12 protein-coding genes are annotated in these 13,643 nt (G+C 64.8%); all 12 read right to left on the reverse strand.

Annotated features, from left to right (window positions below; translation table 11 throughout):
• Positions 1-264: 264 nt before the first annotated feature.
• Positions 265-1,014: a glycosyltransferase family 2 protein gene (locus OUZ49_RS03835; RefSeq protein WP_266148656.1), complete on the reverse strand. Its 750-nt coding sequence runs from the start codon at positions 1,012-1,014 to the stop codon at positions 265-267.
• On the reverse strand, positions 1,011-1,955 hold the full coding sequence (locus OUZ49_RS03840; RefSeq protein ID WP_266148657.1) for a methyltransferase domain-containing protein: 945 nt from the start codon (positions 1,953-1,955) through the stop codon (positions 1,011-1,013). The genes OUZ49_RS03835 and OUZ49_RS03840 overlap by 4 nt, the downstream gene beginning before the upstream one ends.
• 2 nt (positions 1,956-1,957) lie before the next feature.
• Positions 1,958-3,190: a hypothetical protein gene (locus tag OUZ49_RS03845; RefSeq protein ID WP_266148658.1), complete on the reverse strand. Its 1,233-nt coding sequence runs from the start codon at positions 3,188-3,190 to the stop codon at positions 1,958-1,960.
• Positions 3,187-4,365 carry a glycosyltransferase family 4 protein gene (locus OUZ49_RS03850; RefSeq protein ID WP_266148659.1) on the reverse strand — a complete coding sequence of 393 codons (1,179 nt, stop codon included), beginning with the start codon at positions 4,363-4,365 and terminating at the stop codon, positions 3,187-3,189. Before OUZ49_RS03850 ends, OUZ49_RS03845 begins: the two co-directional genes overlap by 4 nt.
• Positions 4,362-5,003, reverse strand: a complete 642-nt coding sequence (locus tag OUZ49_RS03855; RefSeq protein WP_266148660.1) for a polysaccharide deacetylase family protein — start codon at positions 5,001-5,003, stop codon at positions 4,362-4,364. Before OUZ49_RS03855 ends, OUZ49_RS03850 begins: the two co-directional genes overlap by 4 nt.
• The gene (locus OUZ49_RS03860; RefSeq protein WP_266148661.1) at positions 5,000-6,178 is read right to left on the reverse strand and encodes a glycosyltransferase family 4 protein; all 1,179 of its coding nucleotides are present in this window, start codon (positions 6,176-6,178) and stop codon (positions 5,000-5,002) included. The genes OUZ49_RS03855 and OUZ49_RS03860 overlap by 4 nt, the downstream gene beginning before the upstream one ends.
• A 3-nt stretch (positions 6,179-6,181) precedes the next feature.
• Complete coding sequence (locus OUZ49_RS03865) at positions 6,182-7,291, reverse strand: glycosyltransferase (RefSeq protein ID WP_266148662.1); 1,110 nt, start codon at positions 7,289-7,291, stop codon at positions 6,182-6,184.
• Positions 7,288-8,646: a phenylacetate--CoA ligase family protein gene (locus OUZ49_RS03870; protein ID WP_266148663.1), complete on the reverse strand. Its 1,359-nt coding sequence runs from the start codon at positions 8,644-8,646 to the stop codon at positions 7,288-7,290. Before OUZ49_RS03870 ends, OUZ49_RS03865 begins: the two co-directional genes overlap by 4 nt.
• Positions 8,647-8,717: 71 nt before the next feature.
• Positions 8,718-10,076 carry a phenylacetate--CoA ligase family protein gene (locus tag OUZ49_RS03875; RefSeq protein WP_266148664.1) on the reverse strand — a complete coding sequence of 453 codons (1,359 nt, stop codon included), beginning with the start codon at positions 10,074-10,076 and terminating at the stop codon, positions 8,718-8,720.
• A 76-nt stretch (positions 10,077-10,152) separates the two neighbouring features.
• Positions 10,153-11,418: an O-antigen ligase family protein gene (locus tag OUZ49_RS03880; protein ID WP_266148665.1), complete on the reverse strand. Its 1,266-nt coding sequence runs from the start codon at positions 11,416-11,418 to the stop codon at positions 10,153-10,155.
• Positions 11,406-12,515: a polysaccharide deacetylase family protein gene (locus OUZ49_RS03885; RefSeq protein WP_266148666.1), complete on the reverse strand. Its 1,110-nt coding sequence runs from the start codon at positions 12,513-12,515 to the stop codon at positions 11,406-11,408. Before OUZ49_RS03885 ends, OUZ49_RS03880 begins: the two co-directional genes overlap by 13 nt.
• Complete coding sequence (locus OUZ49_RS03890; RefSeq protein WP_266148667.1) at positions 12,509-13,639, reverse strand: glycosyltransferase family 2 protein; 1,131 nt, start codon at positions 13,637-13,639, stop codon at positions 12,509-12,511. The genes OUZ49_RS03885 and OUZ49_RS03890 overlap by 7 nt, the downstream gene beginning before the upstream one ends.
• Positions 13,640-13,643 lie beyond the last annotated feature (4 nt).

Below are 13,643 nucleotides of genomic sequence, written 5' to 3' on the forward strand. Positions count from 1 at the left end.
ATCGCGCCTCGCTCTTCGGCGCTCAGATGACTGTAGTTCTGACCCATGCATCACCTCGAAGGGGGTGTTGCACTTGATGTTAGAGACCGCCTTACTTTTCTTTGGGCCAGCAAAGAAAAGTGACTCGAGCGCCGGCAGGCGATCGAAACGCCCGCTGCGTAAGCGGCAAGCTGGCCACCACGCGCAGTTGTCGCGCTGCCGCGAGCACCCACCCCTCATCCCAGCCTTCTCCCCATAGGGGAGAAGGAGCGAGAGCAGGAGCACTCAGCGGCGCTTGCGTACCGCCTGCCAGGCGTAATGGCACATGTAGTGTGATGCCGCCAGCCAGCCCAGGCGTTCGATATCCCGGTAGATATGCCACTGCCATCGCGCAGCACGCAGCTTGTCCGACGACAGCGAACCGCCATGGACCAGATACCAAGCCAACGCGTCGGCATAAGGTACGCAACTGGCGCCGCCGGCCCGCCGTACCAGGTCGAGCCAGAACACATAGTCCTCATGTCCCACGGCGAGAAAGTGCGCGTCACCGAGGCTGCGGTGGTAGACGCCGGTGAGATTGCCGATATGGTTGCTGCGCAGCATGTCGTCATGGGTCACCACTGAGGGTGGACGCACGTGCGACAGCACATGGCCATCCTCGGCGACGCGATCGTAAGCGGTATAGCTCACCAGCGAGCCGGTGCCGCGCATATGGCCGATCTGCAGTTCGAGCTTGTGGGGGTGCCAGCGATCATCGCTGTCCAGGAACGCAATATAGCTGCCCTGGGCGGCCTCGATCCCGGCATTGCGCGCGGCGGCCACGCCGTTGTTGGAAGGCTGGTAAAGCACGCGCAGGCGATGGTCGGCGCGCGCCAGCTCACAGATCAGGCCGGTGGTGCCGTCGCGTGAACCATCGTCGACAATGATCAGCTCCAGCGCGGGATAAGTCTGTTCGCGCACCGACAGCACGGAGGCGCGCAGCGTGCGCTCCGCGTTGTACGCGGGCATGATCACGCTGACCAGGTCCGGTGTCATCCGGCCATTTCCGCATCGTGCTTGCGGGCGATGAAGTCGATCGAGGTGACGCAGAGCCGCTCGGGTGGAATATGCGCGAACTGCGGGTGCACGTGCAGCGCGGCGAGTTCTTTCAGGCGATTCTCTCGCGCAATCTCGGTGCTCATGGTGATATCGAAGCCGGCGGCCTTGGCGCGATCGATGAACTCGAAGGCGCGCAGGCGGTTCTGGTAGAGAAACGCGTTGTCCCAGCGCCGCCATTCGGCATCGGAATATTGCAGGTAGTTGAGCTGATTGATCTCATGGTCGATATAAGCGTAGTGATCGCCACAGTTGACCGAGTGGAACATGATGCCGCCGGGGGCGAGGATGCGCATGGCTTCGCGAAAGATGCCGTCGACGGCGTCGGGAAGCACGTGCTCCAGCACGCTATTGGAGAACACACAGTCGATCTGTCGCGGTTCGAGCCTGGTCTGGGCCGCATCGCTGGGTGCATCGTAAGTAACGACGCCGTCGGTGGCGGCGTGGATGTCGACGCCTTGGTCCAGGCGCTGAACCAGTTGCTGCTGCCGTTGGCGCACCTCGTCCTCGGCAATGCCGCAGGCCGTCGCGATCAAGGCGGTATAGCGGCCGAGATGGATCGCGCAGGCCCGCGCCAGCTCCGGCTTGAGGTGGCGATTGAGGTCGACCGTCACCACGCTGCGCGCACCACCGAGATAGCAGGCGAAGGGAAACGTGGGGTACCAGCCACTGCCGATCTCGAATAGTCGCGCTCCGACGATGGGCCTGCCTGCTTCGCTCAGATGGCCTGCCATCAAGCGCCAGTCATCCATCTTCACGTCGAACTCGCGCCCGAAGTCGCGCAAGCCGCCGAAGCGCCGCTGCAGCACGTAATGCGCCTCTTCGCCGCCCGGCACGTGGCCGAGCACCTTTTGCAACATACCCTTGGCACGCCAATGCATGATCATCCCTCCAGGTCGGCCCAGCCGGCCGCGGCCTTGATGCCGTGTCGATCTTGCGTATTTCGCCGCCAGGGGGCGTTGGCCAGCCCTGGCGGAGGTGGCAGTTCGTAGTCGCGATAGCGCGATGGGTTGCCGCTATGGCCGGCCTCCGCGGCTTTGACGATGTTGTACAGCTCGCGTGCCGTCACGTAATGCAGTACGTGGTGATTGCCATCGTTGTAATGCCGCTCCAGGTGCTCGTACATGGCGTGAGCCGGCTCGCCAAGCAAGGTATCCATGTCGCGTTCCTGGGTACCGTGGGTATGGATCTTGACGAAGATCCAGTTCGGCTGGCCCTCGACCTGGATGGCAGTGCGAATCCAGGCATCGATGCGCTCGGCATCGGGTGGGCAGGAGCGTCGGATGTCGGCGTTCTCGATGCGCGGCACCAGGCCAAAACGGCGTCGATGCCAGTTCAGGCCCAACGGACCCTGCACGATCATCAGGTCACCCGTGGGTTTTCCACCAGCCTTTACCGCAACGCCCACATCATGGGACTTGGGGCGCCGTGGATCGTCCGTGGCGTAATAGATCGCATTGATGGTGCGCGTCTGCGTATCGCTGGGAGCCGACGGCAAGGTGAAGTCCGCATAGCAGCCTAGCTCGCGCAGCAGGATCAGCTCATTGTTGAGGCCGCACCAGCGACCATCCGGACGCGAGTTGTCCAGGCACCAATTGCCGTGGATAAAGCCGAAGCGCAGTTCACCGGTGCGCGGGTCACGTGGCAGCGCGCCATGGCGCTCATGCAGAAGTTCGTTGAAGCGCGTGATGGTGGTGCGGAAGTTGTCTTCGTTGTCGTTGTCGTGATGGAGATGGATCTCGATTTCTCCATAGCCTTCCGCGCATAGCGCGGCGATCTTGTCGAGATGCTCCTCCAGGTACTCTTCTTCGGGATAAAAGAAGGAGTGCTGCGGTGGCCGCCCGTCCGCATCCCGGTGGGCGGAGGCGAGGACGCGGTAATCCTTGCACCAGCGATCGACACGTGCGCGCTGGGTCTCCAGATCGACCTTTCCCCAGGCAGGTTCGAAATGATCGACGAAGCAGAACATCACGTGCACGGGGCCGCTGGCCGGAGCAGGTGGGCGACGACGCAGATAGCTGCCGAGCCAGATCTGCATGTGGCGGGCGCGAACGCCTTTGACCAGCACCGCGGTTGCCAACAGCAGGATGAGCAGCAGGAACAGGATGGCGATCATGCCGGCACGCCTCCGCTCGGCAGCAGGGTCAGCAATTGCTCGGCGTTGTTGCGCCACTGGCGTTCGCGGACGATGTAGTCCCGCGCGGCGGCGCCCACGCGATGGCATTCGTCGGTGTGGGCCGTGAGTTCGAGCACGCGCTCGACGCAACGCTCGGTCTCGCCGCGCGGAAACAGCCAGCCGGTGCGGCCGTCGCTGATGACTTCGGTGACGGGGTCGTAATCCGGCGCCACCACGGCCACGCCCATCGCCATCAGCTCGAACAGCTTCATGGGCGAGCCGTAGTGATTGGAATCGGGCAACACGGCGTAGTCCATGCACGCAATCCAGCTGGCGATATCTTCATGCGGCACGCGACCCGGCGTGAGCACGCGGTCGGACAGTCCCCTGGCGGCAATCATTTCGCGGATGGTCGGCAGCATCAGGCCGTCGCCCACCAACACCAGGGCGAGGTCCGGCGCCTCGTTCAGGCGGGCGGCGATGTTCTCGACGAAGTACTGCACGCCATGCCATTGGGCAAACGCCCCAACGTGGCCGCAGACGATGCGATCGCGCAAGCCGCGGTCGGCGCGAAGTCGCGTGCGGTCAAAGCGGCTGGGGTCGAAGCGGGACAGGTCGGCGGCGTTGGGTGAGACCACCGACGGCGCCAGTTCGCCATACGCCTGTTGCGCCTGCTCGCGGAAGTAGTTGGAGATGAACACCAGGCCGGTGCAGTTGCGCAGGCACCAGCCCTCGATACGCCGCGCCAAGGTCTTCAGGTAAAGCGGTCGTACACGCTGGACCAGGGCCGAGTCGTTGATTTCCAGCACCAGGGGGATGCCACGACGACGCGCCATCCACACGGTGGCAAACAGGAACAACGAATAACGTTCGTAGATCAGCTCGGGTCGCAGCCGGCGGAATGCGCTGCGCATGCGCACCAGGGTGACCAGGTTGTAGGCAAGTTCCAGGAACTCGAACAGCACCCCAGGCATGCGTGTCACCAGGCGAGCGAGCGTTCCGCGCGAAGGCTTGGGTTGTTGGGGGCTTGTCTCATGCTCCCGCTCGGGATCGGCGCCAGGGAACGACAGCACGTTGACCTCGTGCCCCATGCCGCGCAAGGCATGCACGATGCCGCGTATATGCACGCCTTCGACGTGGCGTCCGCGCGTGCGATGGTGGTAGAGGATCCTCATGCAGCGTCCCCCGACAAGGCGTGGAACGTGTGGCCTTCGGCCAGCCACTCCGGCAGCAGGACGCGCAGCGCTTCGACCGCCCGATGGCTGTCATCGTGCATCAGCACGATGTCGCCGGGCAGGGGAGGCTGGTCGCGCAGTCTGGCGACGAAGGCATCGTGGGGCGGCTTCTGGTAGTCCAGGCTGTCGTAGGACCAATAGACGATGCTGCGTCCGTGGCGGGCGCAATGGAGCAATAGGCGCGTGTCCAGGTAGCCTTGCGGCGTGCGTACGCGATGGCGCGGGCGGGCGTCGAAGCTTCGCAGCAGTTCGTCCGTGCGCTGGAACTCCTCGAGCTGGTCGAGCAGCGACAAGGTCTTGAACATCCGGTGGCTATAGGAATGGTTACCGATCATGTGACCCTCGGCCACCATGCGTTCCACCAGGTCGGGGTACCGCTCGATCTTCTTGCCGATCAGGAAGAAGCTGGCATGGACGCGATGCTCGGCGAGGAGGTCGAGCAAGTACGGCGTGTAGTCCGGCTCCGGGCCATCGTCGAAACTCAGGTAGCGGGCGCCGCCATGGCTTGACCCGTGCGTTTGCACCAGGGCATCCGGCAATAGGCGGAGCAGTTCCTGTCGCTTTGGTTTGAGGTTCATGCGGTGGCCCTCAATGGCGAAGGAGAGGCGGCGACGACGTCGCGCAAGATGCCGGCCAGCCGGCTCACGTTGTCGTCCCAGCGAAAAGCGGCGGCCTGCCTGACGATGGCATCGCGCTCCCAGCGCGTGCCCGCGGCATCGATCAAGGCTTGAGACAAGGCGTCGCGATTGTGAGCTGGTACGAGCAGGCCAGCCTGGCTTGGCAGCACCTCCGGGATGCCGCCCACTCGCGTGGCGACAACCGGTGTGCCGCAGGACATCGCCTCCAGCACCACGTTCGGCACGCCTTCGTTGTGGCTGGGCAGGCACAGCAGGTCGGCAGCGCGGAACCAGTCAGGCAGCGCACCATGCGGGACGGGGCCGGCCAGGAAGACACGGTCGGCACAGCCCAGGGCGCTGGCGCGTTCGAGCAAGCTGGTCTGGCAAGGTCCGGCACCCACGTAGACCAGCTGCGCACGCGGGTGCTCGGCCAGCAAGGCCGGGAACGCCTCAAGCAGATCGAGGCAACCCTTCGCCAGCTTCAGGTTGCCTACGTACAGCACCAGTGGCGCGTCCGGCGACAGGTCGAGCCGCTCGCGCGCCTGACTGCGCGAACCGGGAGCGAACAGGCCCGGATCGACCCCGTTGTAGAGCACGTGCACACGCGCCGCATCGGCATCCAGCGCCACGGCCTTGGTGGCCAGCGCCTCGCTCACCGCGATCACCGCGTTGGCATGGTGAAGCGCAGAACGTATTTGTGGGCGGCGCAAGGCATGTTCGGCCTGCACATTGAGATCGCTGCCATGCACCTTGACCACATAGGGAATACCCAGGCGTCGCGCCAGCCAACCGACGGCGACGGCATCCGGATAGGCCCAGCTCACCAGCAGGCAATCGTAGTTGGCCAGGCGCAACTGGCGGCCGCGCTGGACCAGCAGCGACAGCAGCCAGCACATGGCGTGCAACGTACGCCCAATGCGTGGTGGATAGACGAACGTGAAGTGGTCGGTGCGAAGGCCGCTGACCTTCACCTCGCCCTTCCTGCCGCCCAGGCGCTCGCGAAAATCCACGGCCGTCAGCACGTCGACATCGTGGTATTGCCCAAGGCGCTCGAACTGCTGGCGGTTGAACGTGCCGCGGAGCGGGTCCCAGGGTGTGGGAAACAGGTTGGTGAGGATCAGTACGCGCAGTCGCATGGCTCAGTCCCTTGTCTCCTGATATAGCCGCGCGTAGCGCCCGGCCATGGCTTCCAGCGAGCCGTTCTGTTCCACCCATGCCCGTGCCGCACGGCCGCAGGCGGTGGCCTGCTGCGGCTCTTGCAGTAAGGCGAGCATGGCGTCGGCAAGGGCCCGCGGATTGCCTGCGGGTACCAGGCGCCCGGTGCGTCCGTCATGCACGATTTCACCGTTGCCGCCCACGTCGGTGGCCACGATCGGCAGCGCCACCGCACAGGCCTCGAGCAAGGCCATCGAATAGCCTTCGCTGCGCGAGGAGAGCACGAACAGGTCCAGTCCCTGCAGCAATTCATGCACGTCGTTGCGGTCGCCGAGGAAATGCACGCGTTGCTGCACGCCTTCCTCGCGGGCGCATTGCTCGAGCTGTGCACGCAGCTCGCCGTCGCCGATCAACACCAGGTCCGTGTCCGGACGCAGTGCGTGGATGCGGCGGAAGGCCTGGATCAGGCCGACCTGGTCCTTGGCCCAGTTGAGGCGGCCCACATTGCCGATCAGTCGGCTGTGCGGCGGCAGCTCCAGCGCCTGCAGCAGGCGCTCGCGCATATCGACCGAGGCCTGCGCAAACGTGTCGACCGGAATGCCGTTGGGTACCACTGTAGCCTTGAGCCCGGGCACGATGCCGCGCGCCACGGCGTCGCGACGGGCGGCTTCGCACACGGTGACGACGGTGTCCGTGTGCGCGAGCGAACGCCGATAAAGCCATTCGCGGCGCCCCGTGCGCTGGTTGATGCTCATGCCGTGCCGTGTGTTGACGACACGGCGGACACCCAGCCCACAACAGGCGAGCACGGCCTGGTAGTGCGCCACCGCGTTATGCGTGTGCAGCACCTCGGTACCGTGGCGGCGGATCACCCGTCGCGCCCGCGCCAGCGCACGCAGGTCCAGTCCTTGCCGTTTGTGGCAGCTGGTGACCGGGATGCCCAGGGTGTCCAGTTCATGCGCCTGCGACCCGGCTTCGAACAGGCACACCACCTGGCAGTGATGTCCTTGCCGATGCTGGATTTTCACCAGCTCCAGCACCATGCGTTCCAGGCCGCCGCGATTGAGGTTCTCGACCACGTGGGTAATGTTCACGGCGGCAGCTCCGAAATGGTGAGCCGCGTCTTGCCACTACGCGTCGGCGGTATGTCGTCGACGAAGTGGCAGTGCACCTCGATGTTGTCGCCGAGGACCTTGTGGATCTCACGGCGGATCATGGCCAGGGAGTCGTCGGTGAACGCCGCGCCGCGGACCAGTGAGAGATCCAGCCGGTCGAGTTGGCGCTGCACTACCTGATACTGGTTGACGCCGGGTACTTCCTTGAGCAGGAACGGGAAGAACATGCCGGGGAGGATGCGACCATCGGTCGTGCGGATCGCATCCAGCATGCGCCCTTCGACGCGGCTGATCAGGGGCAGGCCACGACCGCACACGCATGCCTCGGAAGACGACGTGATCAGGTCGCCGGTGGCGTAGCGGATGAAGGGCATGCCGTAATTGAACAGATCGGTGACCACCGCCTCGCCGGTATGCGCGTGCTGGTGGGGGCCGCTTGGTGGCAAACGCTCGACCAGCAGATGATCGGCATTCACGTGCATGCCCTTGCGCTGCTCGCATTCCGCGGCGATGAGCATGAACTCGCGACAGCCGTAGGTATTGAAGGCGGGGCAACCAAAAGCCTCCTCGATGATCCGGCGCTGGAACTCGTGCATCGCCTCGCCACAGACGATGAACGCCTGCGGCCGGTGCACGCGTCGCCCGGTAGCCAGCAGCCATTGCGCAAGCCGGAGCAGGGGGCCGAAATAGCCGAGCAGGATCTCCGGACGATAGCTGTCGACCAGGTCGGCGTACTCACCGATGTTCGCTTCCGTCATGTGGAAGATGTTTACGATGCGGCGACCAAAGGCCGCGTGATAAAGGCGGTCCTTCCAGCGTCGCCCCGCGCTGGTCGAGCCGATGCCGGTGCCCCACAGCATCAGGCTGCGCCGGCCCGGGAGCGCGTTGGCCCAGCCGTAGCCGCGCCACATCACGGCCTGGCGGCGTTCATTGCTCTCGCGTGTAAAGCCGAACTGCAAGGGTTCGCCGGTCGAACCGCTGGTGCTCTTGTACAACATCTGGTCGCGGCACGACGTGGCCTTCAGCTCATCCGCATGCCTGCGAATGTCGGCCTTGGTCAACAAAGGCAGGCGCGCATAGTCTTCCAGGCAGCGGATATCGTCCGGCGTGATGCCGAGCTCGCGCCACTGGCGTTGATAGAACGGCACGTCGCGATAACAGTGCTCCAGCAACAGCTTGAGTCGTGTCCATTGCAGCTCGGCGATCTGTTGCGGCGAGAGCCATTGCGTACGTTCGTATTCGGCCAGCCAGGTCAACGTGCGACGGCGCATCAGGCCGCTCTCGTAGGCGGGATATAGCACTCGGCGAAAGGCTGCTTCATACCATCCACTCATCACGGCGCTCCCCCGTGTGGTGCCTGCTCGAACGTCTCCGAGCCCAGGCCTGGCGATCACGTGAACCATGCTCATGGCGGCAGTTCCGATACCGTCACGCGCGTCTTGCCGGTATGGGTCAAGGGGATATCGTCGACGAAGTGGCAGTCGAGCTCGATGCTGTCGCCAAGCACCTTGCGGACCTCATGGCGGATCATGGCCAACGATTCCTCGTTGAATGCCGCGTCGCGCACGATGGATAGGTCAAGTCGTTCGAGCTGTCGTTGCACCAGCTGGAAGCGCGCGATGCCCGGTACATCCTTCAACATATGGGGAAAGAATTCGCCGGGGAGATAGCGGCCGTCCGCGGTACGGATCGCGTCGAGCACGCGTCCATCGATGCGGGCGAGCAGCGGCAGTCCGCGTCCGCAGGCGCAGCGTTCGGCGCTAGCGGTCGCCATGTCGCCATTGAGATAGCGTATGAAGGGCATGCCATAGTTGAACAGATCGGTGATGGCCACCTGCCCGTGATCGGATGCGGACGGAGTGCCATCGGTATCGACCAGCTCCAGCAGCAAATGGTCGGCGTTGACATGCAGGCCTTGGCGCTGTTCGCATTCGGCGGCGATCAGCATGAATTCGCGACAGCCATAGGTGTTGAATACCGGGCAGCCAAACGCCTGCTCGATGGTCTGGCGCTGAAACTCGTGCAGCGCCTCGGCACCGCCGATCACAGCCTGGGCCCGATATGGGGTTCGCCCGGTTTCCAGCAGCCACTGCGCCATGCGCATCAGCGGGCCTACATAGCCCACGATGATCTCGGGTCGGTAGCGGTCGATGGCGTCGGCGTACGAGGCCATGTTCGCTTCCGTCATATGGAAACTGTTGAGCATGCGCCGCGCGAACGCCGCGTTGTAGAGGCGGTCCTTGAGCTGGTGGGCGCGACTGGGTTCACCGACCGCGCCGCCCCACAGGTACAGGGTGCGCTTGCCCATGCGTGAGCCGGCCCAGGCGTAGCCGCGCCACATCACCGCCACGCGGCGTTCGTTGCTTTCGCGCGTATAGCCGAAGCGCAGCGGCTCGCCGGTGGAGCCGCCGGTGGCCTTGTAGAGCAGGCGCCCGCGCCAGCTTTCCGCCACCAGCTCGTCGGCATGTTCGCGAATATCGGCCTTGGTGAGTGGCGGCAGGCGCGCGTAGTCGTCCAGGTTCTTGATGTCCCCCGGGGTGACGCCAAGTGCCCGCCAGCGGCTGCGGTAATAAGGCACCTCGCGATGGCAGTGTTCGAGCAGGCGCTTGAGCCGTTCGAACTGCAGCGCGGCCACCCGCTCCGGCGCCAGCCATTGGTCGTGTTCGTAGGCGGCGAGCCAGGCCAGGGTGCCGCGCCGACGCAGTCCGGACTCGTAAGCCGGATAGAGCACGTGGCGGAACGCTTGCTCGTACCAGCCGCTCATCGCGTGGGGCTCCCTGGGACATTGGCGACAGGGACGGTCGCGCCTGCTCGATCGGGCGGGTTTGCGCGCATGGCGTTCATCCGGAGGTCTTCAGCAGGACGGCGACCAGTACGAACAGGCCCACGATGCTGCCCATGGCCGCCGGCACCCATCGCCACCATTCCTTGCCCAGGGTGAAACCACGCAGGTCGGGCAGGCGCTGGCGAGCACCCACGTAGTGACCGGTGACCATAGCGATGATCAGGTACATCACCACCGTATAGCTGCGGCTGAGAAAGAAGGCGGCGGTGAACAAGCCGCACAGCGACAGCAGCAGGGTCAGCGCGATGGCCCGTTCACGCCGTAGCTGGACGGGCTGGATGGGATCGCCAGCCTCGGCAGGGGCGTAGCGCAGCAGGGTCAACATCATCCAGAAGCTGTAGCAGACGAAGGCCAGCCACAGGGCGTAGCCGACGAAGCCGGTCTCGGCCAGCACCAGGACAAAGGAATTGTGCGCGGTCAGGTCGTTGTATTCGGTGAAGTTGCCCGCGCCTACGCCAAAGATCGGATGCGAGGTGAACAGGTGCATGCCGGTATACCAGGCATCCACGCGGCCACTGGCGGACTCCTCGCCGGCATCGAGTTCCTGCATGCGCGACGACAGCAGCTTCATGCCCGCCAGGCCTGCCGCGGCGAGCGTGCCGGCGATCACCGCACCGCGGCGCCGCCAGAGATACACGCCGGCCACCATCAGCACGGCGAGCAGCGCGCCGCGCGAATTGGTCAGGTAGACCCCATACAACAGCAAGGCGCTGCAGCCGAGCCAGAACAGGCGTCCGAGAAAGCCACCGTGGCGGCTGAGCAGAACCGACATGGGCAACGCCGCGGCAAACAGCAAGCCGAGATCGTTGGGATCGTTGAAGATGCCCACGTACTGGATGCGACCATCCTCGCCGATCGGCGTGCCGGTCCAACCGATGCCGGTCCTGGCCTGCTGGATGCCGTGGACGGCCAGCACGGCCGAGCACAGCACGATCACGGCCATGGAGATCAACAGACGGCGGGGCTGCGTGCAGGCGGCCGCGAACACGAAGAAGGCGATCACCACGGGACCGAATTTCTGTAGCTGGTCGAGCGCACCGCCGAACCAGCCGTTGACCGCCGTCGATATCATCAGCACGACCAGAAAGATCGGCAGTATCACGAACTGGGGTGCGGCAAAGGTCTTGGCGCTGGAAGCCAGCCAGCTGGCAAAGGCCAGCACCAGCACCACCGACAACACCGGCACGCCAACCAGCGCCGGCATATAGTCCTGCGGCCTGACGATGGTCAGGACCACGTAGAGCAGGATCAGTGGGAACATGTCCGCTCCTCGCCGCTCCCGCTCTGGTAGGTGGGCGTGGGGTAGCTCATCAGATGGGGCATGGTGAGCATGGAGGCGAACCAGCCCTTGCCCATGTTGCGTTCGATGGCCAGGCGATTGAGCGCGTAGCGATTCGAAGCGGGCTGGGGATTGGTCCCGCTCATATAGCTGCACGCCAACTGGAAACCGGCGTCGCGGGTAATGTCGATCACACGCTCGTCAAACGCACGCATGCTTCCCACCGGATAGGACATCAGCAGCGGCATCGTGCCGAGCTCGCGTTCCAGGGCCGCCTTGGAATCGAGCACTTCGCCTTCGAGCGCCGCCTGCGGGAGCTTGGACAACATCCAGTGGTGGACGCCATGCGAGCCGATCTCGAAACCGGCCGCGTGCATTTCGCGAATCTGCTCCCAGGACATGGGGCGACAATCGGGTGGGGCCGTGTCCGAGGGTATCCGCCACTCCTGCTCGAGCCGCTGGATCATGGCGGCCTGCTCGAGCGCACCCAGTTCCTTCATCCGGCACAGCACCTCGGTAGCGAGGGCACGACGCCCCTGGCGATCAGGCGGCAGTGCCATGTCCAGGCCCAGCTCCGGCAGCACCAGCTGCTGCGCGGCGGTGACCAGGATCATGTGCACCAGCCAGTCGTAGGCGTAGGGTCGGCCGCTGTCGATGTGCCCGGTGGATACGAAGAACGTGGCGGGTACGCCGAGCTCGCGCAGGATCGGAAACGCGATGCGGTAGTTGTCGTCGTAGCCATCGTCGAAGGTCACCACGACCGTATCGGCCGGCAGCGACTTGCCATCGTTCAGCGCGGCGGCGACATCACTCAGTCGCATCGGGTTATAGCGCTGCTTCAGCAACAGCATTTGCTCGCGGAAGCGATCCGGCGGCGCGCTGATCAGTTCGAGGTCGAACTCGTACGTCGCGGGGTCGGGCAGCGGCATGATGCGGTGGTAGGCGAGGATGCGCAGGTCCTTTTGCAGCCATGAGCGGACCCGCTGCAGCGAATGCAGCAGACCGCTGCTGTAGCACAGCTCGCCCAGTTGCCCACGCAGGCCGACAGCCAGGCCGCGGTCCTCCGTCTGTATCACCATGGCAGCGATCCCCGATTGCGGGCGAAGGCCACCAGCGCCTGCGCGGAAAACAGATTCAGATAGAAGAACGTCACGGCCAGGCGCACCGGCAGCCAGCGCGTCAAGGTGGGCTGCAAGCGACCGGCTGCCACCAGGCAGGCACCTGCAAGCAGCAACGCCAGCGTGACGGCGCAAGCCGGGTGGCGTCGAACCAGCAAGGCCGACATCACGGCGACGGTCAGCAACAGCCACGGCGTCGCCAGGCGCAACAGCTTATGGCTGACAAAACGCAGCCAGACCGGATTGTCCTGCGGCGACAGCAGCCATGGGGCGAGGCGAATGAGCTGGCAATGGCCGACGAAATTGTGGATGCGGCGCTCGCGGTCTTCTTCCGGGTGTTGCACCAGTCGGTCCCAGGCCAGCGCCCGGGGTTCGAAAATCACGCGCCGCCCGCGCGCAATCACGCGCATCGGCACCAGCAGGTCGTCGAGCATCGTGGCCGGCGGCAAGGGCTCGTAGAGCTCGCGCCGAATGACGTAAAGCGCGTTGCTGACACCGATGGTCGAACCCGACCGGCTTTCGGCGAGCCGGATCTTTTTTTCGTAGCGCCAATAGGCGTCGACGCCTTCGGCGAACGCAGTCTCGTTATTCGCCGGCAGCAACTCTCCGCCGACCACGCCGACCATCGGGTCGGCGAGGTTGGCGACGAGTTCGCGCAAGGCGATGGGCGCGAGTTTCTGGCGTACCTCGGTCAGCATCAACACGTCGCCACGCGCGCGGGCAACGGCACTGTTGAGGCAGACGGCCTTGCCGCGCCGGGGTACATAGTCGATCACGCGAACGCGCGGATCACCAGACTGGCGCGCCAAGGCGGCGGTCCCGTCGCGGCAGCCGTCGCAGACCACGATGATCTCCAGCCGGTCCTGCGGATAGTTGAGCGTGTCGAGGTTGGCGAGTTTCGACTGGATGTAGGCCGCGCCGTTTTGCACCACCATGATCACGCTGACCGACGGCGTCAGCGGCTGCTTGTCCACCCGCCGTGGGCTTAGCCGAGCGAGCAGCAGGATTCCCACGGGATAGCCTACGAAGACATAGGCCAGCAGCCAACTGGAAGCGAGAAACGCGGCGTAAGCCAGCGAGCTCATATCG

Origin of the sequence: Dyella halodurans (assembly GCF_026283925.1) — a bacterium.
In the GTDB taxonomy this organism is placed as follows: Bacteria; Pseudomonadota; Gammaproteobacteria; order Xanthomonadales; family Rhodanobacteraceae; genus Dyella; species Dyella halodurans.

Excerpts from the sequence above, each read along its gene's own strand:
- OUZ49_RS03840 (WP_266148657.1), bottom strand. The coding sequence starts at position 1,955 with ATGCATTGGCGTGCCAAGGGTATGTTGCAAAAGGTGCTCGGCCACGTG.
- OUZ49_RS03835 (WP_266148656.1), bottom strand. The coding sequence starts at position 1,014 with ATGACACCGGACCTGGTCAGCGTGATCATGCCCGCGTACAACGCGGAG.
- OUZ49_RS03870 (WP_266148663.1), bottom strand. The coding sequence starts at position 8,646 with ATGAGTGGATGGTATGAAGCAGCCTTTCGCCGAGTGCTATATCCCGCC.
- OUZ49_RS03845 (WP_266148658.1), bottom strand. The coding sequence starts at position 3,190 with ATGATCGCCATCCTGTTCCTGCTGCTCATCCTGCTGTTGGCAACCGCG.
- OUZ49_RS03855 (WP_266148660.1), bottom strand. The coding sequence starts at position 5,003 with ATGAACCTCAAACCAAAGCGACAGGAACTGCTCCGCCTATTGCCGGAT.
- OUZ49_RS03860 (WP_266148661.1), bottom strand. The coding sequence starts at position 6,178 with ATGCGACTGCGCGTACTGATCCTCACCAACCTGTTTCCCACACCCTGG.
- OUZ49_RS03850 (WP_266148659.1), bottom strand. The coding sequence starts at position 4,365 with ATGAGGATCCTCTACCACCATCGCACGCGCGGACGCCACGTCGAAGGC.
- OUZ49_RS03890 (WP_266148667.1), bottom strand. The coding sequence starts at position 13,639 with ATGAGCTCGCTGGCTTACGCCGCGTTTCTCGCTTCCAGTTGGCTGCTG.
- OUZ49_RS03880 (WP_266148665.1), bottom strand. The coding sequence starts at position 11,418 with ATGTTCCCACTGATCCTGCTCTACGTGGTCCTGACCATCGTCAGGCCG.
- OUZ49_RS03885 (WP_266148666.1), bottom strand. The coding sequence starts at position 12,515 with ATGGTGATACAGACGGAGGACCGCGGCCTGGCTGTCGGCCTGCGTGGG.
- OUZ49_RS03875 (WP_266148664.1), bottom strand. The coding sequence starts at position 10,076 with ATGAGCGGCTGGTACGAGCAAGCGTTCCGCCACGTGCTCTATCCGGCT.